Source organism: Streptomyces virginiae, from assembly GCF_000720455.1.
In the GTDB taxonomy this organism is placed as follows: Bacteria; Actinomycetota; Actinomycetes; order Streptomycetales; family Streptomycetaceae; genus Streptomyces; species Streptomyces virginiae.
Genome location: NZ_JOAK01000001.1, coordinates 455,202 through 476,116, shown reverse-complemented (window position 1 = coordinate 476,116; position 20,915 = coordinate 455,202). Strand labels below are relative to the sequence as shown.

Annotated in this window: 19 protein-coding genes; 9 read left to right on the top strand and 10 right to left on the bottom strand. The window is 71.5% G+C overall.

The window, feature by feature from the left end; translation table 11 throughout:
• The first annotated feature begins 342 nt into the window (after positions 1 to 342).
• Positions 343 to 1,212: an HAD family hydrolase gene (locus IG86_RS0102275; RefSeq protein ID WP_045936593.1), complete on the top strand. Its 870-nt coding sequence runs from the start codon at positions 343 to 345 to the stop codon at positions 1,210 to 1,212.
• Positions 1,213 to 1,599: 387 nt separating this feature from the next.
• Here IG86_RS0102275 and IG86_RS0102270 read toward each other — a convergent pair whose 3' ends face one another.
• The gene (locus IG86_RS0102270) at positions 1,600 to 2,421 is read right to left on the bottom strand and encodes a Fic family protein (protein WP_030817499.1); all 822 of its coding nucleotides are present in this window, start codon (positions 2,419 to 2,421) and stop codon (positions 1,600 to 1,602) included.
• A 109-nt stretch (positions 2,422 to 2,530) separates the two neighbouring features.
• On the opposite strand from IG86_RS0102270, the gene IG86_RS0102265 reads away from it, so the two are divergent.
• Positions 2,531 to 3,589: an ATP-binding protein gene (locus IG86_RS0102265; protein ID WP_234348774.1), complete on the top strand. Its 1,059-nt coding sequence runs from the start codon at positions 2,531 to 2,533 to the stop codon at positions 3,587 to 3,589.
• On the opposite strand, the gene IG86_RS0102260 is transcribed toward IG86_RS0102265, so the two are convergent.
• Complete coding sequence (locus IG86_RS0102260) at positions 3,543 to 4,844, bottom strand: polysaccharide deacetylase family protein (RefSeq protein ID WP_030817497.1); 1,302 nt, start codon at positions 4,842 to 4,844, stop codon at positions 3,543 to 3,545. The genes IG86_RS0102265 and IG86_RS0102260 overlap by 47 nt on opposite strands.
• Positions 4,845 to 5,082: 238 nt before the next feature.
• On the opposite strand from IG86_RS0102260, the gene IG86_RS0102255 reads away from it, so the two are divergent.
• From IG86_RS0102255 to IG86_RS0102235, 5 genes are all read left to right on the top strand, one after another.
• The gene (locus tag IG86_RS0102255; RefSeq protein WP_051784914.1) at positions 5,083 to 7,599 is read left to right on the top strand and encodes a bifunctional SulP family inorganic anion transporter/carbonic anhydrase; all 2,517 of its coding nucleotides are present in this window, start codon (positions 5,083 to 5,085) and stop codon (positions 7,597 to 7,599) included.
• Positions 7,600 to 7,760: 161 nt separating this feature from the next.
• The gene (gene acs / locus IG86_RS0102250; protein ID WP_078848234.1) at positions 7,761 to 9,758 is read left to right on the top strand and encodes an acetate--CoA ligase; all 1,998 of its coding nucleotides are present in this window, start codon (positions 7,761 to 7,763) and stop codon (positions 9,756 to 9,758) included.
• A 210-nt stretch (positions 9,759 to 9,968) separates the two neighbouring features.
• Positions 9,969 to 11,402, top strand: coding sequence for a Na+/H+ antiporter NhaA (gene nhaA / locus IG86_RS0102245; RefSeq protein WP_030817494.1), 1,434 nt, complete (start codon positions 9,969 to 9,971; stop codon positions 11,400 to 11,402).
• A 100-nt stretch (positions 11,403 to 11,502) separates the two neighbouring features.
• Positions 11,503 to 11,961 (top strand): phage holin family protein, encoded by a 459-nt coding sequence (locus IG86_RS0102240; protein ID WP_030648136.1) that lies wholly within the window; start codon positions 11,503 to 11,505, stop codon positions 11,959 to 11,961.
• Complete coding sequence (locus IG86_RS0102235; protein ID WP_030817493.1) at positions 11,958 to 12,917, top strand: alpha/beta fold hydrolase; 960 nt, start codon at positions 11,958 to 11,960, stop codon at positions 12,915 to 12,917. The genes IG86_RS0102240 and IG86_RS0102235 overlap by 4 nt, the downstream gene beginning before the upstream one ends.
• A 322-nt stretch (positions 12,918 to 13,239) precedes the next feature.
• On the opposite strand, the gene IG86_RS0102230 is transcribed toward IG86_RS0102235, so the two are convergent.
• From IG86_RS0102230 to nth, 3 genes are all read right to left on the bottom strand, one after another.
• The gene (locus IG86_RS0102230; RefSeq protein ID WP_030817492.1) at positions 13,240 to 14,442 is read right to left on the bottom strand and encodes a MarP family serine protease; all 1,203 of its coding nucleotides are present in this window, start codon (positions 14,440 to 14,442) and stop codon (positions 13,240 to 13,242) included.
• A gap of 13 nt (positions 14,443 to 14,455) precedes the next feature.
• Positions 14,456 to 15,178 carry an NUDIX hydrolase gene (locus IG86_RS0102225; protein ID WP_173429151.1) on the bottom strand — a complete coding sequence of 241 codons (723 nt, stop codon included), beginning with the start codon at positions 15,176 to 15,178 and terminating at the stop codon, positions 14,456 to 14,458.
• A gap of 87 nt (positions 15,179 to 15,265) precedes the next feature.
• Complete coding sequence (gene nth / locus IG86_RS0102220) at positions 15,266 to 16,144, bottom strand: endonuclease III (RefSeq protein ID WP_030894238.1); 879 nt, start codon at positions 16,142 to 16,144, stop codon at positions 15,266 to 15,268.
• 249 nt (positions 16,145 to 16,393) lie between these two features.
• Here nth and IG86_RS0102215 point away from each other — a divergent pair, with 249 nt between their 5' ends.
• Together IG86_RS0102215 and IG86_RS0102210 are read left to right on the top strand one after the other, a co-directional pair.
• Positions 16,394 to 17,068, top strand: coding sequence for a Crp/Fnr family transcriptional regulator (locus tag IG86_RS0102215; protein WP_003981529.1), 675 nt, complete (start codon positions 16,394 to 16,396; stop codon positions 17,066 to 17,068).
• Between the two features lie 144 nt (positions 17,069 to 17,212).
• Positions 17,213 to 18,022: a nucleotidyltransferase domain-containing protein gene (locus tag IG86_RS0102210; RefSeq protein ID WP_030817488.1), complete on the top strand. Its 810-nt coding sequence runs from the start codon at positions 17,213 to 17,215 to the stop codon at positions 18,020 to 18,022.
• On the opposite strand, the gene IG86_RS0102205 is transcribed toward IG86_RS0102210, so the two are convergent.
• From IG86_RS0102205 to IG86_RS42080, 5 genes are all read right to left on the bottom strand, one after another.
• Positions 18,009 to 18,311: a hypothetical protein gene (locus tag IG86_RS0102205; RefSeq protein ID WP_030817487.1), complete on the bottom strand. Its 303-nt coding sequence runs from the start codon at positions 18,309 to 18,311 to the stop codon at positions 18,009 to 18,011. The genes IG86_RS0102210 and IG86_RS0102205 overlap by 14 nt on opposite strands.
• A complete protein-coding gene (locus tag IG86_RS0102200) occupies positions 18,308 to 19,153 on the bottom strand; it encodes an MBL fold metallo-hydrolase (RefSeq protein WP_030894234.1) in 846 nt (281 codons plus the stop codon). The genes IG86_RS0102205 and IG86_RS0102200 overlap by 4 nt, the downstream gene beginning before the upstream one ends.
• On the bottom strand, positions 19,150 to 20,052 hold the full coding sequence (locus IG86_RS0102195; RefSeq protein WP_030817485.1) for an NUDIX hydrolase: 903 nt from the start codon (positions 20,050 to 20,052) through the stop codon (positions 19,150 to 19,152). Before IG86_RS0102195 ends, IG86_RS0102200 begins: the two co-directional genes overlap by 4 nt.
• A gap of 202 nt (positions 20,053 to 20,254) precedes the next feature.
• Entirely contained in the window at positions 20,255 to 20,728 is a 474-nt protein-coding gene (locus IG86_RS0102190; RefSeq protein ID WP_030648108.1) for a RidA family protein, read from the bottom strand.
• Positions 20,725 to 20,886: a Sp36 family protein gene (locus IG86_RS42080; protein WP_007264966.1), complete on the bottom strand. Its 162-nt coding sequence runs from the start codon at positions 20,884 to 20,886 to the stop codon at positions 20,725 to 20,727. The genes IG86_RS0102190 and IG86_RS42080 overlap by 4 nt, the downstream gene beginning before the upstream one ends.
• Positions 20,887 to 20,915: the final 29 nt, after the last annotated feature.

The following is a 20,915-nucleotide window of genomic DNA, read 5'->3' as shown; positions in this document are numbered from 1 at the left end:
CCATCGATTGTGAATAACCCGGTCACCCTCACAGGTGAGTTCCGGAGCGCGGCGGAACCACTACGCAGCGTGACGAGTTCGACGTGGTGAGGGCCTGCGGCAGACGGGCCGCACAGAAGAGGAAGGACCGAGGAGATGGTCGGTCAGGGCCGGAGCCGGGGACGCGAACCGCGTCCGGACATGCGACGACCCCCGCCGGGGGGGAGAGCGGGGGTCGTCCCCACGGTCCGACTCGGGGGGGGAGGAGCCAGACCGGGTTAGCACGGTCGCGAACGATCCGTGACTTCCATGGTGTACCCGAGAGCCCTCTCAGGCAAACCCACGCGCCACACCTTACGCCGAATGGAGGGCGCATATGCTCGGGGCGTGGAAAATCAGCCCTTGCCGCACTCCTCGCCTCGCACCGCAGCCTTCTTCGACCTGGACAAGACGGTCATTGCGAAGTCGAGCACCTTGACGTTCAGCAAGTCCTTCTACCAAGGCGGCCTGATCAACCGGCGAGCCGTGTTGCGCACCGCCTACATCCAGTTCATCTTCCTGGCCGGAGGCGCCGACCACGATCAGATGGAGCGGATGCGGGAGTACCTGTCCGCCCTCTGCAAGGGGTGGAACGTGCAGCAGGTGCGGGAGATCGTCGCGGAGACCCTGCACGACCTCATCGACCCGATCATCTACGACGAGGCCGCGTCCCTGATCGAGGCCCATCACACGGCCGGCCGTGACGTGGTGATCGTGTCGACCTCCGGAGCGGAGGTGGTCGAGCCGATCGGGGAGATGCTCGGCGCGGACCGGGTCGTCGCCACGCGCATGGTCGTGGGCGAGGACGGCTGCTTCACCGGCGAGATCGACTACTACGCCTACGGCCCCACCAAGGCGGAGGCCGTGCGGGAGCTCGCCGAGTCCGAGGGCTACGACCTCGCCCGGTGCTATGCCTACAGCGACTCGGCGACCGACATCCCGATGCTGGAAGCGGTCGGACACCCGCACGCCGTCAACCCCGACCGCGCGCTGCGCCGCGAGGCGACGGCGCGGGAGTGGCCGGTCCTGGTCTTCAACCGGCCCGTGCGGCTGAAGCAGCGGCTCCCCGGGCTGTCGATGCCCGCACGCCCCGCCCTGATCGCGGCGGCCGCGGTGGGCGCCGCTGCCGCCACCGCCGGGCTGGTCTGGTACGCGAGCCGGCGCCGGGCCGCGCTGTCGGCCGCCTCCGGCTGATTGCCCCGCCTGCACCTCATGAGGGCTGTCCGGTTCGCCCCCGCTCGTCCCGGAAAGTAAAAAGTGGAGCCAGGGGTTTCGCATAGGAGCAAAGCGGAGTACAAATAAAGCAACGGCCCGCGAGACCAAAGAACATCCGAGAGGATCATCTTTAAACCGCAGTAAGGCCCACGGACCGAAGCATGAACGCCGAGCACCCACGCGACGTCGACCCGTCGATTACGGGCCAGCCGCACCAGGTGACGGGCAAAGTACCCGACCTGATGGGCAACTTTTCGAGGACGCTTGGTACCTGGGCGTGAATGCCAGCGGCGACACCAAAGCAAGACGGTGTCGCCGCAACCCATGTCCGGGCACTTCCGGGCCCCTTGCGGCGGGGGCGAGGGCTCAGGCCGCGCCGCGCTGCAGGGCCTCGCAGACCGCGGTCGACTCCCGCACCCCGAGCTCGATCGCCCGGCCGCAGTGACCGATCCAGGCGGCCATGCCCTCCGCCGTCCCGGAGAGATAGCCGTCGAAGGCCGCCAGGTAGGCCTCGGTCCCCTGCTCCGCGTGACCCACCTCCGCCGGGCAGATCGCCTTGGGGTCCAGCCCGCTGTTGATCAGGACGATGCGCTCGGCCGCCCGCGCGACCAGCCCGTTGTACGAGCCGAACGGCCGCAGGGCCAGCAGCTCGCCGTGCACCACCGCCGCCGTGACCAGGGCCGGGGCCGAACCGCCCGCGATGATGAGCCGGGACAGGCCGTCCAGCCTGCCGGCCACCTCCTCGGCACTCGGCAGCGGCGCCTCCACCAGGGGCTCGACCACCGGCTCGCCCGCGAGGCGCGGGCGGCCCACCACGTCCCCCTCGGCGGTCGATCCGACCGCCACCAGGTGCAGGCGCGCCAGGACCCGCAGCGGCGACTGGCGCCAGATGCTCAGCAGCTGGCCGGCCTCCGCCGTGAGGCGCAGAGCGGCGCCCACGGTCAGCGCCTCCTGCTCGGCGCCGAAGTCGGTCCGCCGCCGCACCTCCTCCAGCGCCCAGTCCGCGCCGGACAGCGCCGCGCTGCCGCGGGCGCCGCGCAGGGCGGCCTCCGAGGTGATCTCAGCGCTGCGGCGGCGCATCACCCGGTGCCCGTAGACCCGGTCCACGGCCTTGCGTACGGAATCCACGGAATCGGCGACACCCGGCAGCCCGGCGAGGGCGGCCAACGGGTCAGAAGCGCTACTCATAAGTAGGGAGCCTACGCACTGCGCGGGCATGGCACCGACCCCTCCTTGGAGTGGTCTTCTTCACTCACCTTGACAACTGAGCGCTACTCACCCACTACGCTTGGTGAACATGAAGATCGCTTTCGTGGGAAAGGGCGGCAGCGGCAAGACGACGCTGTCCTCCCTCTTCATCCGCCACCTCGCTGCCAATGAAGCCCCCGTCGTCGCGGTGGACGCCGACATCAACCAGCACCTGGGCGCCGCGCTCGGACTCTGCGAGGACGAGGCCGCCGCACTGCCCGCCCTGGGCGCGCACCTGCCCCTGATCAAGGAGTACCTGCGGGGTTCCAACCCGCGCATCGCGTCCGCCGACACGATGATCAAGACCACGCCGCCCGGCCGCGGCTCGCGCCTGCTGCGCGTCACCGAGGACAACCCGGTGTACGAGGCCTGCGCGCGCACGGTCCTGCTCGACGGGGAGCCCGTGCGCCTCATGGCCACCGGGCCGTTCACCGAGGCCGACCTGGGCGTGGCCTGCTACCACTCCAAGGTCGGAGCGGTCGAGCTCTGCCTCAACCACCTCGTCGACGGACCGGACGAGTACGTGGTCGTCGACATGACGGCGGGCTCGGACTCCTTCGCCTCGGGCATGTTCACCCGCTTCGACGTGACCTTCCTCGTCGCCGAACCGACCCGCAAGGGCGTCTCCGTCTACCGCCAGTACAAGGAGTACGCACGGGACTTCGGGGTCGCGCTCAAGGTCATCGGCAACAAGGTGCAGGGCCCCGAGGACATCGAGTTCCTCCAGGACGAGGTGGGCGAGGACCTGCTGGTCACCGTCGGGCACTCCGACTGGGTGCGGGCGATGGAGAAGGGCCGCCCGGCCCCCTTCGAACTGCTGGAGGCGACCAACCGGTTCGCCCTCCAGGCGCTCCAGGACGCCGCCGACGACTCCTACGCCCACCGCGACTGGGCCCGGTACACCGAGCAGATGGTGAGCTTCCACCTCAAGAACGCGGAGAGCTGGGGCAACGCCAAGACCGGGGCCGACCTGGCGGATCAGGTCGACCCCGGTTTCGTCCTGCGCGAGGGCCTCGACGCCCTCGACGCGTTCGACGGCGGCGCGGGCGTCGAGGAGATCGTCAGCCCTCGTCCCCAGACCCATCAGCCGGCTCCGCAGCCGGCTTGACGCCAGCGGGGGCGGCCGGCGGCGCCGGAGGCCCCGCGGTCAGGAACTTCGTCCAGCCCTCCTTCGGCGCCTCGCCGACGTCGAGGGTGCGCATCCACTCCAGGACCTTCGGGTCCTGGGCGTCCAGCCAGTCCACCAGCTCCCGGAACGGCACGCAGCGGACCTCCTTCTGGGTGCACATGCCCTTGATGGACTCCTCGACGGCACGCATGTAGGTGCCGCCGTTCCAGGACTCGAAGTGGTTGCCGATGATCAGCGGGGCACGGTTGCCCTGGTAGACGCGGTCGAAGGCCTGCCGCAGGCCGTCACGCATCTGGTCGCCCCAGTAGGTGTGCTGCGAGGGGTCGCCCTGCGAGGTCGTACCGGACTGGTTGACCATGTAGTTGTAGTCCATGCTCAGCGTGTCGAAGGCGCGTCCCGGCATGGGCACCAGCTGGAGCGGGACGTCCCAGAGCCCGTCCGTCTTCTTGGGCCAGATCTGCTTGCTGATTCCGCTGGAGTCGTAGCGGAAGCCCATGCCCTTCGCCGCCAGCATGAAGTTCTTCTGGCCTTCGAGGCAGGGGGTGCGGGCGCCGACGAGCTCCTTGTCGTAGTCGAAGGGGAGCCCCTCCTCCTGCTTCAGGCCCGCGTTGGTCTTCCAGTTCTTGACGAAGGACTTGGCCTGGTTGATCTCGCTCTTCCACTCGTCCACGGACCAGGTGCCGACGCCACCGTCCGGCCCGCAGAAGTGGCCGTTGAAGTGGGTGCCGATCTCGTTGCCCTCCAGCCAGGCCGCGCGGACCTGGGTGGCGGTGTCCTTGATGCCCTGGAGATCGCCGAAGCCGATGTCGGAGCGGCCCGGCGAATGCTGCGGAGCGGTGTAGAGGAAACGCTTCTCCTCCGGAAGCATGTACACGCCGCTGAGGAAGTACGTCATTCGGGCGTTGTACTTCTTGCCGACCTCGCGGAAGTGCGAGAAGAGCTTCTGACTGTCCTCGCCGGCCCCGTCCCACGAGAACACCACGAACTGCGGGGGCTTCTCACCCGGCTTCAGCTTCTGCGGCTTCACCACGTTCGGCTGCGGCCCGGTGTACACGGTCGAACCGTCGCCGATGGGGCGGTTGACGCTGCCGGGGGCCTCCGCGGCGCCCTTCCGCGCGTTCGGGCCGCCGGCGGGCGGGGACTTCGCGGGTTCCGAGGCGGTGCACCCGGCGACGCCCAGGACCAGCGCCGTGGCGACCAGGCCGCCGGCGATCTTCTTCGTGGCGGCGATCATCCGCCCCACCTCTCCCTCGCAGTTGCCATCGCAGGACTTCCGCGCCGCAACGTCCCACGCGGTCCACCGTGAGGAAGGTAGGACAAGCCGGACAAAATGCTTAATCACCCTTGAGTGTTAATTCATAAGCCATTTGCCCGAATTTTCCACCACTCATCTTTACTCTCCATTACCGTTCATTTACCGAGTGTTGAGATTCCCGCCGCTTCGACCCTCATCCCAGAGGAGACGGGACCCGATGACAGCCACCTCCCCCACACGCGCACCCGAAGGGGTCCGCAAAGACTTCCCGGCGGACCTCTCCGCCTCCATCGCCGTCTTCCTGATCGCCATGCCCCTCTCCCTCGGCATCGCCCTGGCCACCGGAGCGCCGCTCCAGGCGGGTCTGGTCGCAGCCGCGGTGGGCGGGATCGTCGCCGGACGCCTGGGTGGCGCTCCGCTCCAGGTGAGCGGGCCCGCAGCCGGACTGACCGTGGTCACCGCGGAGTTGATCCAGCGGTACGGATGGCGCACCACGTGCGCCATCACCGTGCTCGCCGGGGTCTGCCAGCTCGGCCTCGCCGCCCTGCGCACCGCCCGGTCCGCGCTCATGGTCAGCCCGGCCATCGTGCACGGCATGCTCGCGGGCATCGGTGTGACCATCGCGCTGGCCCAGCTGCACATCGTGCTCGGCGGCACGCCGCAGAGCTCGGCCGTGGCGAACGTCGTCGGCCTGCCTGCCCAGTTGGCGGACCTGCACCCGGTGGCGCTCGGGGTCAGCGCACTGACCCTGGTCGTCCTGCTCGGCTGGCCGCGGCTGCCCGGACGGGCCGGCCGCGCCCTGCGCAAGCTGCCGGCGCCGCTGGCCGCCGTCGCCGCCGCCACCGCCTTCGCCGCACTGGCCGGGCTCAGCCTGCCCCGGGTGGACCTGCCGTCCTGGCGCAGCCATGCCCTTCCCGAGATGCCCGAAGGGCCGGTCCTCGGGCTCATCGCCGCCGTCCTGACCATCACCCTGGTCGGCAGCGTGGAGTCGCTGCTCTCCGCGGTCGCGACCGACAAGCTGATCGCCTCCGAGCGGGGTACGGACAACCGCCCGCCGCGCGCCGACCTCGACCGGGAACTGCGCGGGCAGGGTGCGGCGAACATCGTCTCCGGGGCCCTGGGCGGGCTGCCCATCACCGGTGTGGCCGTGCGCAGCGTGGCGAACGTCAAGTCCGGTGCGGCCAGCCGGAAGTCGTCGATGATGCACGGTTTCTGGGTGCTGCTCGCGGCCTTCCTGCTGGTCCCGCTCCTCGACCTGATCCCGCTGGCCACGCTGGCCGCCCTGGTGATGGCGGTGGGCGTGCAGATGGTCAGCATCACCCACCTGCGCAGCGTCACCCGGCACCGGGAGGCCCTCGTCTACGGCACGACCATCGTGGCCGTGGTGCTCGGCGGGGTGCTGGAGGGCGTGGCCGTGGGCATCGCGGTGGCCGTCGCCCTGGCCCTGCACCGGCTCGCCCGGACCCGCATCACCCTTGAGCGGACGGCCGACGGCGTCCACCGGGTGCGGGCGCGCGGGCAGTTGACCTTCCTGGCGGTACCGCGGCTCAGCCGGGTGCTGAACCAGATCCCGTACGACGCGCACGCCGTGGTCGAGCTCGACGGCTCCTTCATGGACCACGCGGCCTACGAGACGATCCAGGACTGGCAGCAGTCCCACCTGGCGCACGGGGGAACCCTGGAGGTCACCGGCCGCTCGGGGCAGGCCGCCCAGATCAACGGGACGGACCCCGCCGCGGCCGGCGGGGCCGGCTCCCCCGACGGGCCGGACGGAGCAGACGGGGCGGAGGGGGCCGGCGGCGGGCACGGGGCCGACCGCGGCCACGACGCCCGCCACGGCGAGGGCGGCCACCAGGCCGACCGGTCCCGGCGCGGGCAGCACCGCGGAACGCACCAGTGCTGCCGCCCCTGGACCCCCTGGCAGAACCACTGCGACCACCGCGCCACGAGCGCCCGTACGGCAACTGCCACCGCGGCGACCATGGCGGCAGCGGCGGCCACGGACGGGGAGAGCGGGGCCGAGCACGGCGGGTCGCCGGACGTCTCGCCGGCGCCCCGGCGGCGCGGCGCGGGCCAACTGGCCAGCGGGATCAGCGCCTTCCAACGGGACACCGCACCCCACGTACGGGACGAGCTGGCCCGGCTGGCCCGCGAAGGGCAGCGGCCCTCGCAGCTCTTCATCACCTGCGCGGACTCCCGGCTGGTGACCAGCATGATCACGGCGAGCGGTCCCGGAGACCTGTTCACCGTCCGCAACGTCGGCAATCTCGTGCCGCTGCCGGGCGCGGAGTCCACGGACGACTCCGTCGCGGCGGCCATCGAGTACGCGGTGGACGTGCTGAAGGTCGACAGCATCACGGTCTGCGGGCACTCGGGCTGCGGGGCCATGCAGGCCCTGCTCAGCTCCGCGCCGGGGGTCGCGATGACCCCGCTGCGCCGCTGGCTGCGGCACGGCCTGCCCAGCCTGGAGCGGATGGCCAGCCGCCACCACGCCTGGGCCCGGATCTCGGGCCGGCTCCCCGCCGACGCCGTGGAGCAGCTGTGCCTGACCAACGTGGTCCAGCAGCTGGAGCACCTGCGGGCCCACGAATCGGTGGCCCGGCGGCTCGCCGAGGGCACCCTGGAGCTGCACGGGATGTACTTCCACGTGGGCGAGGCCCAGGCGTACCTGCTGTCCGAGGGTGAGGACTTCTTCGACTGCAGGGTCTTCGACACCGTCGGCCAGCACGCCTGAACCGATACTCTCCGGTATCCGTGCCATCGATTGGCCCCTTCCCGCGCCCTGCAGCGGGGAGGGGCCGTTCGCACGCCGTTCTCGTGCGGGCCGTCTGCGTGATATAGGTCTAAACCAATTTCAGGCTACCCCTTGTCACCTGGGCCGCAGACTGATGAGCTATGCCCGGGGACACAACGGACACCCTGGGAAAGGGAGATGTCGTGAGCAATGAGAGCCTGGCCAATCTGCTCAAGGAGGAGCGGCGGTTCGCACCGCCTGCCGATCTGGCCGCCGCCGCCAATGTGAAAGAGGCTGCGTACGCACAGGCCGACGCGGACCGGCTGGGCTTCTGGGCCGAGCAGGCCCGGCGGCTGACCTGGGCCACCGAGCCGACCGAGACGCTCGACTGGACCAACCCGCCCTTCGCGAAGTGGTTCGCCGACGGCAAGCTCAACGTCGCGTACAACTGCGTGGACCGCCACGTCGAGGCCGGCAACGGCGACCGCGTGGCCATCCACTTCGAGGGCGAGCCCGGCGACAGCCGCGCGATCACCTACGCCGAGCTCAAGGACGAGGTCTCCAGGGCCGCCAACGCCCTCACCGAACTGGGCGTCGAGGCCGGCGACCGTGTCGCCGTCTACCTCCCGATGATCCCCGAGGCGGTCGTCGCCATGCTCGCGTGCGCCCGCATCGGCGCCGCGCACTCCGTGGTCTTCGGCGGCTTCTCCGCCGACGCCGTCGCCTCCCGCATCCAGGACGCCGACGCCAAGCTGGTCATCACCGCCGACGGCGGCTACCGCCGGGGCAAGCCCAGCGCCCTGAAGCCCGCCATCGACGAGGCCGTCGCCAAGTGCCCGCAGGTCGAGCACGTGCTCGTCGTACGCCGCACCGGCCAGGACACCGCCTTCACCGAGGGCCGCGACGTCTGGTGGCACGAGGTGGTCGGCCGCCAGTCCGCCGAGCACACCCCGCAGGCGTTCGACGCCGAGCACCCGCTGTTCATCCTCTACACCTCGGGGACGACGGGTAAGCCGAAGGGCATCCTGCACACCTCCGGCGGCTACCTCACCCAGGCGGCGTACACCCACCAGGCGGTCTTCGACCTGAAGCCGGAGAGCGACGTCTACTGGTGCACGGCCGACATCGGCTGGGTCACCGGGCACTCCTACATCGTCTACGGGCCGCTCGCGAACGGCGCCACGCAGGTGATGTACGAGGGCACGCCGGACACCCCGCACCAGGGCCGCTTCTGGGAGGTCGTGCAGAAGTACGGCGTCACGATCCTCTACACGGCGCCCACGGCCATCCGCACGTTCATGAAGTGGGGCGACGACATCCCCGCGAAGTTCGACCTGTCGAGCCTGCGCGTCCTGGGCTCGGTCGGCGAGCCGATCAACCCCGAGGCCTGGGTCTGGTACCGCAAGCACATCGGCGGCGACCGCTGCCCGATCGTGGACACCTGGTGGCAGACCGAGACCGGCGCGATGATGATCTCCCCGCTGCCGGGCGTCACGCACACCAAGCCGGGCTCCGCCCAGCGCGCCCTGCCCGGGATCGCCGCCACCGTCGTGGACGACGAGGCGCACGAGGTCCCGAACGGCGGCGGCGGCTACCTGGTCCTCACCGAGCCGTGGCCGTCGATGCTGCGCACCATCTGGGGTGACGACCAGCGCTTCATCGACACCTACTGGTCGCGCTTCGAGGGCAAGTACTTCGCGGGCGACGGCGCGAAGAAGGACGACGACGGCGACATCTGGCTGCTGGGCCGGGTGGACGACGTGATGCTCGTGTCCGGCCACAACATCTCGACCACCGAGGTCGAGTCGGCCCTCGTCTCGCACCCGTCGGTCGCCGAGGCGGCCGTGGTCGGCGCCGCCGACGAGACCACCGGCCAGGCCATCGTGGCCTTCGTCATCCTGCGCGGCAGCGCCTCCGAGACCGAGGGCCTGGTCGCGGACCTGCGCAACCACGTGGGCAGCACGCTCGGCCCGATCGCCAAGCCCAAGCGGATCCTGCCGGTGCAGGAGCTGCCGAAGACCCGCTCGGGCAAGATCATGCGCCGCCTGCTGCGCGACGTCGCGGAGAACCGCGCGGTTGGCGACGTCACCACGCTCGCCGACTCCTCGGTCATGGACCTGATCCAGAGCAAGCTCCCGGCCGCTGGCAGCGAGGACTGACAGGGCGACACCGGCGACCCACACGGGAAGGGGCACTCGGCGCGACGCGCCGGGTGCCCCTTTCGCGCATAAAGTGATGATCGCCGGATACACCCTCGCGTGCACCCTGTAAAATATTGAAAGCGTAAAGAAAGACCTCAGGGTGCGCCGGGAAGTCTGGTCGGCAACGAGTTCCGCCATGCCGTCCAACAGCCCCCGGAGGTGCCCCTCGTGGCCGCGCCCAGCCCCACCGACCACAAGAGCCGCAAGCTGCTCGGCCGCCTCTCACTGCCCGAGAGCCGCTACATCGCCGATGCCCTGCGCACCGAGACGGTGGGCGGCATCCTGCTGCTCGTGGCCGCGATCGCAGCCCTGCTGTGGGCCAACATCCCCGCCGTCTCGGACAGCTACGCGAGCGTGCGGTCCTTCCACATCGGCCCCGCCTCCCTCGGCCTGGACCTCTCGCTGCAGCACTGGGCGGCCGACGGACTCCTCGCCATCTTCTTCTTCGTCGCCGGCATCGAGCTCAAGCGCGAGCTCGTCGCGGGCGACCTGCGCGATCCCAAGGCCGCCGCGCTCCCGGTGATCGCAGCCCTCTGCGGCATGGCCGTGCCCGCGCTCGTCTACGCGCTGGTCAACCTCACCGGCAACGGATCGATGGACGGCTGGGCCGTCCCGACGGCCACCGACATCGCCTTCGCGCTCGCCGTCCTCGCCGTCATCGGCACCTCCCTGCCCTCGGCCCTGCGCGCCTTCCTGCTGACCCTCGCCGTCGTCGACGACCTCTTCGCCATCATGATCATCGCGGTGTTCTTCACCAGCGAGATCGACTTCCTGGCGCTGGGCGGCGCACTCGTGGGACTGGTCCTCTTCTGGTTCCTGCTGCGCCGCGGCATCCGGGGCTGGTACGTCTACGTCCCGCTCGCCCTGGTCATCTGGGGCCTGATGTACAACAGCGGCGTCCACGCCACCATCGCCGGCGTCGCCATGGGCCTGATGCTCCGCTGCACCCGCGCGGAGGGCGAGCGGACCTCACCCGGCGAACACATCGAGCACCTCGTCCGGCCCGTCTCCGCCGGTCTCGCCGTCCCCCTCTTCGCGCTGCTGTCCGCCGGGGTCTCCCTCTCCGACGAGGCCATCGCGCAGGTCTTCACCCGCCCCGAGACCCTCGGCGTGGTCCTCGGCCTCGTCGTCGGCAAGGCCGCGGGCATCTTCGGCGGGACCTGGCTGGCCGCCCGCTTCACCAGGGCCGAGCTGAACGAGGACCTGGCCTGGCCGGACGTACTCGCCGTGGCCACGCTCGCCGGAATCGGCTTCACCGTCTCCCTCCTCATCGGCGAGCTCGCCTTCGCGGGCGACGAGACCCTCACCGACGAGATCAAGGCCGCCGTCCTGATCGGGTCCCTCATCGCCGCCGTCATCGCGTGCGTCCTGCTCAAGCTCCGCAACCGCCGCTACCGGACGCTCACCGAGGCCGAGGAGCGCGACGAGGACCACGACGGCATCCCGGACATCTACGAGGAGGACAAGCCCGAGTACCACCTGCGGATGGCGAAGATCTACGAGGACCGGGCCGCGGAACACCGCCGCAAGGCGGAGAAGGCGGCCGCCGCCGCGCTCCAAACCGCAGCCGGGTCCACCACCGAGGCCGACCGTCCGGCATGATCTGAGTGACGACGCAGGACCGACGCGGGACAGCCGCACGCCGGCCGGGCGGCGGCCGCGGGGACGGCCGCCCGGCAGCAGACGACAGAGGGAGAGAGCGATGAGCGCAGTGGACCAAGAGGCGCAGGGAGCCGAGCGCACACTCGGCCAGCTGGTCGCCTCGGCCACCGCCGAGATGTCCGCCCTGGTTCACGACGAGATCGCCCTGGCCAAGGCGGAACTCCGCGAGGACGCCAAGCGCGTGGGCAGCGGCTCCGCCTCCATCGCCGCCGCGGGAGTGTTCGCGGTCTTCTCCCTCCCGGTGCTGACCTTCGCCGCGGCGTACGGGATCCACAACCTCGGGCTCGGCCTCGCCTGGTCCTTCCTGATCGTCGGCGGCGCGTTCCTGCTGATCGCCGGCATCCTCGCGCTGATCGCCGTACGGAAGTTCAAGAAGGTCAAGCCGCCGGAGAAGTCCATCGCCTCGGTCAAGCAGACCGCCGCACTGGTCGGGACCGTCAAGCCGCACCCGCGGCCGGTGAGTGACAAGGCTGTGGGTGTGGCACGCTCGTCCTCATGACAGCGCCCACGCCGGACCCCAGCATTCCGCCCACCGCTGCCACGGCGGTGCGGCTCGGCCTCCCCGGCGGGGAAGCGGTGACGCACCGGGACGTGGCCGCCAACGGCGCGCGCTTCCACGTCGCCGAGCTCGGTGACGGACCGCTGGTACTGCTGCTGCACGGCTTCCCGCAGTTCTGGTGGACCTGGCGGCACCAGCTGACCGCGCTCGCCGACGCCGGGTACCGGGCCGTCGCGATGGACCTGCGCGGGGTCGGCGGCAGCGACCGCACCCCGCGCGGCTACGACCCCGCCAACCTGGCGCTCGACATCACCGGGGTCGTACGGTCCCTCGGCGAGCCGGACGCCGCGCTCGTCGGGCACGACCTGGGCGGGTACCTCGCCTGGACGGCTGCCGTGATGCGGCCCAAGCTGGTGCGCCGGCTCGTCGTCTCCTCCATGCCGCATCCGCGGCGGTGGCGCTCGGCGATGCTGTCGGACTTCGGGCAGACCCGGGCGAGTTCGCACATCTGGGGCTTCCAGCGGCCGTTCGTGCCCGAGCGGCAGCTCGTCGCCGACGGCGGTGCCCTCGTGGGCGACCTGATCCGCGACTGGTCGGGGCCGCGGCCTCCCGAGGAGGAGGACCTCGCCGTGTACCGGCGGGCCATGTGCATCCCGTCCACCGCGCACTGCTCGGTCGAGCCGTACCGCTGGATGATGCGGTCGATGGCCCGGCCGGACGGGCTCCAGTTCAACCGGCGCATGAAGCGCCCGGTACGGGTGCCCACGCTGCACCTGCACGGTTCGCTCGACCCGGTGATGCGCACCCGCAGCGCCGCCGGATCCGGCGAGTACGTCGAAGCCCCCTACCGGTGGCGGCTGTTCGACGGGCTCGGGCACTTCCCGCACGAGGAGGACCCCGTCGCCTTCTCGACCGAGCTGGTGAACTGGCTGAAGGACCCCGAGCCGGACCGCTGACCACCCCTCGTACGAACGGCAGTTCACTCGCCGGTTCGTCTTACGAGCATTCAAATGCCTGGCGCATAGGCCAATTGGCCGCGCCGGGAGGGATTACGGACCTTGGGGCCCGGGCACAGCTCGGAGTATGAGCTGGACGCACGACTTCGGTGACACCGCGCACGAACGCCGCTCGGCCGCTACGCCGGGCACGCACGAGAGGGCCGGCCGACACGGCCACGACCCACACCTGGGGATCCCCCGCATCCTGCGCCGCCGGGCCCGCTGGGTCTCCGCACGCCTGCGGCATCCACGGACGTAGGGGCCCGGCGCGGGCGCCCCGTCAGAGGGCGCAGCCCTGGCTCTCGACCCGGCGCTCGGCGGTCCGGCCGTTCTGGATGTCGTCGCGGATCTCGTCCACGGTCAGCGCGTAGCCGGTGTTCGGGTCGTCGAGGGACTTCGCGAACACCACCCCGTACACCTTGCCGTCGGGCGTCAGCAGCGGGCCGCCGGAGTTGCCCTGGCGGACCGTCGCGAACAGCGAGTAGACGTCCCGTCGGACAGTACCGCGGTGGTAGATGTCCGGTCCGTTGGCGTTGATCCGGCCGCGGACGCGGGCCGCGCGGACGTCGTACGCGCCGTTCTCGGGGAAGCCTGCGACGATCGCGTCGCTGCCGCTCGCCGCGTCCTTGTCGGTGAACTCCAGCGGCGGCGCCTTCAGCTTGGGCACGTCCAGGACGGCGATGTCGCGCTCCCAGTCGTAGAGCACGACCTTGCCGTCGTACAGCTTGCCCTCGCCGCCGATCTGGACGGTCGGCTCGCCGACGCCGCCGACGACGTGCGCGTTGGTCATGACCTTGCCGGGTGCGAAGACGAAGCCCGTGCCCTCCAGCACCTTGCTGCAGCTGGGCGCCGTACCGACGACCTTCACGATGGAGCGCTTGGCCACGTCCGCGACGGGGCTGGTGGCGAGCGCCGGGTCGGGCGCCCTGACCTCGGTGATGGGCTCGTTGGAGAACGGGCTGAACACCTGTGGGAAGCCGTTGCGCGCGAGGGTGGAGCTGAAGTCCGAGAACCAGTTGTTCGCCTGGTCTGGCAGCACCCGCGAAACGCCCAGGAGGACCTTGGAGTTGCGGACCTCCTTGCCCAGCGTGGGCAGTGAGGTCCCGGCGAGCGCCGAGCCGATCAGCCAGGCCACCAGCAGCATCGCGACCACGTTGACCAGGGCCCCGCCGGTGGCGTCGAGCACGCGCGCCGGCGTCGTGGTGATCTGGCGGCGGAGTTTGCCGCCGAGATGGGTGGTCAGCGCCTGGCCGACCGAGGCGCAGATGATGATCGCCACGACGGCGATGACGACGACCGTGGTGGACACCTGGGTGCCGTTGTCCGTCACCCGGTCCCAGATCAGCGGGAGCAGGGCAACGGCGACGAGGCCACCGCCCAGGAAGCCGATCACCGACAGGATGCCGACGACGAAGCCCTGGCGGTAACCGACGATCGCGAACCATACGGCGGCGAGCAGCAACAGGATGTCCAGCACGTTCACGTGGGCCACCGTCTCACGCGTGCCAGTCGAGCGGGACCTGGCGTGATCGGTCCCACGGACGTTCCCAGCCGGCGAAGTGCAGGATCCGGTCGATCACCCCGGCCGTGAAACCCCAGACGAGGGCCGATTCGACGGTGAAACCGGGCCCCAGGTGCCCCCGCGGGTGGACCGTCGTGACCCGGTGCCCGGGATCCGTGAGATCGGCCACCGGGACCGTGAACACCCGGGCCGTCTCGGCCGGGTCCACGGCACCGACGGGGCTCGGGGTGTGCCACCAGCCGAGGACCGGGGTCACGACGAACTCGCTGACCGGGATGTAGAGCCGGGGAAGCACCCCGAAGAGCTGAACACCGGAAGGATCAAGTCCGGTTTCTTCCTCGGCCTCGCGCAGCGCGGCCCGCAGCGGGCCCGTGGTCTGCGGATCCCCGTCCTCGGGGTCCAGCGCGCCGCCCGGGAAGGACGGCTGGCCCGCGTGCGAGCGCAGGGTGCCGGCGCGCTCCATCAGCAGCAGCTCCGGGCCGCGGGCCCCTTCGCCGAACAGGATGAGGACGGCGGACTGCCGTCCCCGGCCGTCCTCGGGCGGCAGGAACCGGCTCAGCTGCCGCGGCTCCACGGTCCGGGCGGCCTCGACGACGGGATCCAGCCAGTCGGGCAGCCCGGCGGTGGTGACGGCCGGGCCGCCCCCCTCGCGCACTCCCGCAGTGACCCCGGCCTCGTCCCGTGTACCGCGCGTCATAGGCACCTCTGTCCGCGTTCTACTGTCAACAGCGTCTCCCACACCGCAAACGCGGTCCGGGTACCGAATCGTTCCTGGGACTGCCGCCTAGGACTCCGGCGACTCCTGCGCGAGGTCCGCGCCCAACGGCGGCGCCGGCAGGCCCGGGTAGTCCGGGGGCGGGCTCAGCCGCTGGCCCGGCTGGCCGCCCTTCTCGTACTTGAGCAGCTTCTTCGCCTTCTCCGGGTCCGTCTCGCCCTCCCCGTACGCCGGGCAGAGCGGGGCGATCGGGCAGGCCCCGCAGGCGGGCTTGCGGGCGTGGCAGATGCGGCGGCCGTGGAAGACGACCCGGTGCGACAGCATCGTCCACTCGCTCTTCGGGAAGATCGCGCAGATCTCCGCCTCGACCTTCTCCGGGTCCTCCTGCTCCGTCCACTTCCAGCGGCGCACCAGCCGGCCGAAGTGGGTGTCCACCGTGATCCCGGGAACGCCGAAGGCGTTGCCGAGGACCACGTTGGCGGTCTTGCGGCCGACGCCCGGCAGCTTCACCAGGTCCTCCAGCCGGCCGGGCACCTCCCCGCCGTGGTCGTCGCGCAGCGCCTGCGACAGGCCCATCAGCGACCTGGCCTTCATCCGGAAGAACCCGGTCGGCCGGATGAGCTCCTCCAGATCCTCGGGGACGGCCGCGGCCATGTCCTCGGGGGTCGGGTAGGCCGCGAAGAGGGCCGGGGTCGTCTGGTTCACCCGCAGGTCGGTGGTCTGCGCGGACAGCACCGTCGCGACGAGGAGCTCGAAGGGATTGCGGAAGTCGAGCTCCGGATGGGCGTACGGGTAGGTCTCGGCCAGCTCCCTGTTGATGCGGCGCGCCCTGCGCACCATGGCCAGGCGGGATTCCGGCTTGGCCGGCTTCGGTTTCTTGGCCGAAACTTTGCCCTGAGGGGCGGTCGCGGCCTTCGGGGGCACCTTCGAGGGTGCTTGTTCGCCCACGGCTGAATTTTGGGCGTCCGTCACTCCTGCGGACCCCTTGGCCTGTGCTCTCACCGGCTTATTGGACACCCGGCCAGCCTAAGGCCGGCCGCTGACACCCGCCCGGACCTCAGGTAACACCACTCCGATTGGCCTCTCGCCGCACAGCACGCCCGTCCGTCCGGCATCCTTGTGATTGATCGCACTGTTTGAGCCGTCCGGCAAAATGGGGAGCGGTCCCCTGAGCAGGTCGACATAGGAGAGAGACTCGTGGACGACGTTCTGCGGCGCGCCCCGCTCTTCGCGGCGCTCGATGACGAGCAGGCCGCGGAGCTCCGCGCCTCCATGGGCGAGGTGACCCTCGCACGCGGTGACGCCCTGTTCCACGAGGGCGACCCCGGCGACCGGCTGTATGTCGTGACCGAGGGCAAGGTGAAGCTGCACCGCACCTCCCCCGACGGCCGCGAGAACATGCTGGCCGTCCTCGGCCCCGGCGAGCTGATCGGAGAGCTGTCGCTCTTCGACCCGGGCCCGCGCACCGCCACCGCCACCGCGCTGACCGAGGTCAAGCTGCTCGGCCTCGGCCACGGCGACCTCCAGCCCTGGCTCAACGCCCGGCCCGAGGTCGCGACCGCGCTGCTGCGCGCCGTGGCCCGGCGCCTGCGCAAGACCAACGACCAGATGTCCGACCTGGTCTTCTCCGACGTTCCCGGCCGCGTGGCCCGGGCGCTCCTCGACCTGTCGCGCCGCTTCGGCGTGCAGTCGGAGGAGGGCATCCACGTGGTGCACGACCTCACGCAGGAAGAGCTCGCACAGCTCGTCGGCGCCTCGCGCGAGACCGTGAACAAGGCCCTCGCCGACTTCGCGGGCCGCGGCTGGCTCCGCCTGGAGGCGCGTGCCGTGATCCTGCTGGACGTGGAGCGCCTCGCGAAGCGCTCCCGCTGACACCCTCAGCACCCGTCGCAAGGGCCCCGTCCGCACCGGACAGGGCCCTTCCGCGTACCCGCCGCGACTCCATCGGCGGGGGTCGTGTCCCCCGGGCCCCCGCGCCTCGTACGCCTACGGGGCCGACCTGTGCACAGTGGAAGCATGGAGCACAGGGGTCTGGACGCGTACGGGTACTTCGAGCGGGAGGGCTCCCTCGGGCAGGTACAGGGCGAGTTCCGCGAGGTCGTGGCCGCCGCGCGCGAGCGCACGGCCGAGGCGTACGGGCGGCGGCTGCACAGCGCGTACCTGTACGGGTCCGTGCCGCGCGGCACCGCGGTGCCCGGGCGCTCCGACCTCGACCTGCTGCTCGTCCTGCACCGCGCGCCCTCGGACGAGGACCGCGACACCGCCGAGGTCCTCGCGCGCGGCATCGACGAGGACTTCGAGCAGATCGACGGGGTCGGTGTGCTGCTCCACGACAAGGGCACCGTGCTGAGCGAGGAGGAACGATTCGACCTGGGCTGGTTCCTCGCCTGCCTGTGCACCCCGCTGCTCGGCGCGGACCTGGCCGAGCACCTGCCCCGCTACCGCCCGGACAGCCTGCTCGCCCGTGAGACCAACGGCGACCTCGCCGCGCTCCTGCCCGCGTGGCGCACGAGGCTGAGGGAGGCCGTCGCCCCGGAGGAGTACCGGCGGCTGAGCCGCCTGTTCGCCCGGCGCCTGGTGCGCACGGGATTCACCCTGGTCATGCCGCGGTGGGGCGGCTGGACCAGCGATCTGACCGAGTCCGCGGAGGTCTTCGGCGCCTACTACCCCGAGCGCGCCGCCCAGATGCGGGCCGCGGCCGCGGTGGCCCTGGATCCGGTCGAGGACCCGGCCGTGCCGCGCGGTTACGTCGAGGACCTCGGGCCGTGGCTCGCGGACGAGTACACGGCGCGCCACGGCACCAAGACGCGCCCTAGTCCTTCTTGACGGTGAGGGCGAGGGCCTCGACGGCCAGCTTGGCCTCCGCCAGGCCCGCGCCGGTGATGCGGCGGTAGCTCTTGATCGCCGAGATCAGCCGGTCCTCCCGGATCAGGGCCCGCACCTCGTCCATGCCCGCCGGCTCCGGCTCCTCGATGCCCAGGTGGTCCAGCAGCAGCGCCAGACGGCGCTCCGCCCGTTCCGCCTGCAGCTGGAGGCTCTTCACGCGCAGGGACACGGTCGAGGTGATCCACCCGGCCGTGCCTATCAGCATCACGAGCAGGAACACGGTGTTCATTCGGGCCCTCCGGGGATCAGTCCGTGATCTTGAAGGTACTCGAGCTGGGCCCGGACGGACCACTGCGCCGCCGGCCACAGGGAGCGGTCCACGTCCACGTACACCTGGGCGACGACCGCCTCGGGGGTGGTGAAGCCGTTCTCGACGGCCGTCTCGACCTGCGCCAGCCGGTGCGCCCGGTGGGCCAGGTAGTACTCGACGGCGCCCTGCGCGTCCTCCAGGACCGGCCCGTGCCCCGGCAGGACCGTGTGCACCCCGTCGTCCACCGTGAGCGAGCGCAGGCGGCGCAGGGAGTCCAGGTAGTCGCCGAGGCGGCCGTCGGGGTGCGCGACCACCGTGGTGCCGCGGCCGAGGATGGTGTCGCCGGTCAGCACCGCCCGGTCGGCCGGCAGGTGGAAGCAGAGCGAGTCGCTGGTGTGGCCGGGGGTCGGGACGACGCGCAGCTCCAGCCCGCCGGTCCGGATCACGTCCCCGGCGGCCAGGCCCTCGTCGCCGAGCCGCAGGGCCGGGTCCAGCGCGCGGACCTTGGTACCGGTGAGCTCGGCGAAGCGGCCGGCGCCCTCCGCGTGGTCGGGGTGGCCGTGGGTGAGCAGGGTGAGCGCGACCCGCTTGCCCGCCTCCTCGGCGGTGGCGACGACCGCCCGCAGGTGTGCCTCGTCCAGCGGTCCGGGGTCGATGACGACGGCCAGGTCCGAGCCGGGCTCGGACACCAGCCAGGTGTTGGTGCCGTCCAGGGTCATCGCGGAGGCGTTGGGGGCCAGGACGTTCACCGCGCGGGCGGTCGCAGGCCCGGAGGTGACGAATCCGCGGGGCTGTCCCGGCAGTGCGGCGGCGTCGCTCATGCGGGGCCTCCGGGACGGCCGAGGCGGACGCGCTTGGTGAACTCGTCGTGGCCCGGCCAGCTGAGCACCACCTCGCCGCCCTCCAGCACGGCCTGGGCCAGCACCGGGGCGAGGTCCTGGGCAGCGGCCGCGGTGAGCGCGTCCGCGGCGCTCCCGTACGGCTCCAGGGAGCGCAGGGTGGAGATGGTGGGCGGCATCATCAGCAGCTCGCCCTTGTCGTAACCGTCGGCCGCGTCGGCCGGGCGGATCCATACGGTCCGGTCGGCCTCGGTGGAGGCGTTGCGGGTGCGCTGCCCCTCGGGGAGGGCGGCGACGAAGAACCAGGTGTCGTAGCGGCGCGGCTCGAACTCGGGGGTGATCCAGCGGGCCCACGCACCGAGCAGGTCGGAGCGCAGCCACAGGCCGCGGCGGTGGAGGAAGTCCGCGAAGGACAGCTCGCGCGCCACGAGGGCCTGCCGGTCCGCCTCCCAGTCGTCGCCGGTGGTGTCGCCGACGACCGTGTCCGGGGCCGGGCCGGCGAGCAGGACGCCCGCCTCCTCGAAGGTCTCCCGTACGGCGCCGCACACGATGGCCTGGGCGGTGCGGGGATCGGTCCCGAGCCGGGCCGCCCAGTCCGCCTGGGAGGGCCCCGCCCAGCCGACGTGGTGCTCCTCGTCGCGCGGGTCGACCCCACCGCCCGGATAGGCGTACGCGCCGCCGGCGAAGGCCATGGAGGCCCGTCTGCGCAGCATGTGGACGACGGGGCCGCCGTCCGGGGTGTCGCGCAGGAGCATCACGGTGGCGGCGAGCCGCGGTGGCACCGGGGTGAGCGAGCCGTCCGCGAGCGCGCGGATGCGGTCGGGCCATTCGGGCGGGTACCACTGGCCCCCGGCGGGGGGCTGCTGCTGACCATTCGGCATGGCCGGATGCTACGGCCATCCGGCCCGATGTTCGAGGGCCCCCTCCCGGCACCCGCCGCGCGCCGCGCGACGTGCGGCCGGGCTGGACGGCGCCCCGGCCCGCGCCCCGCTCCGGGCAAAGCCCACGGGGGCCGGGCCCGGCGCCGGGGCGCAGTCCGGGTGGCGGCGCCGCCACCCGGATGCGTACGGCTCACCGCAGGGGTCAGGCTCCGGGGACCAGCTCGACCTGGATCTCGACCTCGACGGGCGCGTCGAGCGGCAGGACCGCCACACCGACGGCGCTGCGGGCGTGCACGCCCTTCTCGCCGAGGACGGCGCCCAGCAGCTCGCTCGCGCCGTTCAGCACGCCGGGCTGGCCCGTGAAGTCGGGGGCCGAGGCGACGAAGCCGACGACCTTCACGACACGCGCGATCTTGTCGAGGTCACCGACGACCGACTTGACGGCGGCCAGGGCGTTCAGCGCGCAGGTGGCGGCCAGTTCCTTGGCCTGCTCCGGCGAGACCTCGGCGCCGACCTTGCCGGTGACCGGCATGCTGCCCTTGACCATCGGGAGCTGGCCCGCGGTGTAGACGTAGGCACCCGAGCGCACGGCCGGCTGGTACGTGGCCAGCGGCGGGACGACCTCGGGCAGGGTCAGGCCGAGCTCGGCCAGCTTCGCGTCGACGACGCCGCTCATGCCTTCTCCCGCTTGAGGTAGGCCACGAGCTGCTCGGGGTTGTTCGGGCCGGGCACGACCTGGACGAGCTCCCAGCCGTCCTCGCCCCAGGTGTCCAGGATCTGCTTGGTGGCGTGGACCAGCAGCGGGACCGTCGCGTATTCGAACTTCTTGGTCATGGGAGCGAGGGTAGTGCCTGAGATGCGGG

Bases quoted from the DNA above. Each gene is read 5' to 3' on its own strand.
- IG86_RS0102265 (WP_234348774.1), top strand. From the start codon at position 2,531: ATGAAGATCGCTTTCGTGGGAAAGGGCGGCAGCGGCAAGACGACGCTG.
- IG86_RS0102270 (WP_030817499.1), bottom strand. From the start codon at position 2,421: ATGAGTAGCGCTTCTGACCCGTTGGCCGCCCTCGCCGGGCTGCCGGGT.
- IG86_RS0102275 (WP_045936593.1), top strand. From the start codon at position 343: ATGGAGGGCGCATATGCTCGGGGCGTGGAAAATCAGCCCTTGCCGCAC.
- IG86_RS0102195 (WP_030817485.1), bottom strand. From the start codon at position 20,052: ATGCCGAATGGTCAGCAGCAGCCCCCCGCCGGGGGCCAGTGGTACCCG.
- acs (WP_078848234.1), top strand. From the start codon at position 7,761: ATGCCCGGGGACACAACGGACACCCTGGGAAAGGGAGATGTCGTGAGC.
- IG86_RS0102225 (WP_173429151.1), bottom strand. From the start codon at position 15,178: ATGACGCGCGGTACACGGGACGAGGCCGGGGTCACTGCGGGAGTGCGC.
- IG86_RS0102200 (WP_030894234.1), bottom strand. From the start codon at position 19,153: ATGAGCGACGCCGCCGCACTGCCGGGACAGCCCCGCGGATTCGTCACC.
- IG86_RS42080 (WP_007264966.1), bottom strand. From the start codon at position 20,886: ATGACCAAGAAGTTCGAATACGCGACGGTCCCGCTGCTGGTCCACGCC.
- IG86_RS0102255 (WP_051784914.1), top strand. From the start codon at position 5,083: ATGACAGCCACCTCCCCCACACGCGCACCCGAAGGGGTCCGCAAAGAC.
- IG86_RS0102260 (WP_030817497.1), bottom strand. From the start codon at position 4,844: ATGATCGCCGCCACGAAGAAGATCGCCGGCGGCCTGGTCGCCACGGCG.
- IG86_RS0102210 (WP_030817488.1), top strand. From the start codon at position 17,213: ATGGAGCACAGGGGTCTGGACGCGTACGGGTACTTCGAGCGGGAGGGC.
- IG86_RS0102235 (WP_030817493.1), top strand. From the start codon at position 11,958: ATGACAGCGCCCACGCCGGACCCCAGCATTCCGCCCACCGCTGCCACG.
- IG86_RS0102240 (WP_030648136.1), top strand. From the start codon at position 11,503: ATGAGCGCAGTGGACCAAGAGGCGCAGGGAGCCGAGCGCACACTCGGC.
- IG86_RS0102205 (WP_030817487.1), bottom strand. From the start codon at position 18,311: ATGAACACCGTGTTCCTGCTCGTGATGCTGATAGGCACGGCCGGGTGG.
- IG86_RS0102190 (WP_030648108.1), bottom strand. From the start codon at position 20,728: ATGAGCGGCGTCGTCGACGCGAAGCTGGCCGAGCTCGGCCTGACCCTG.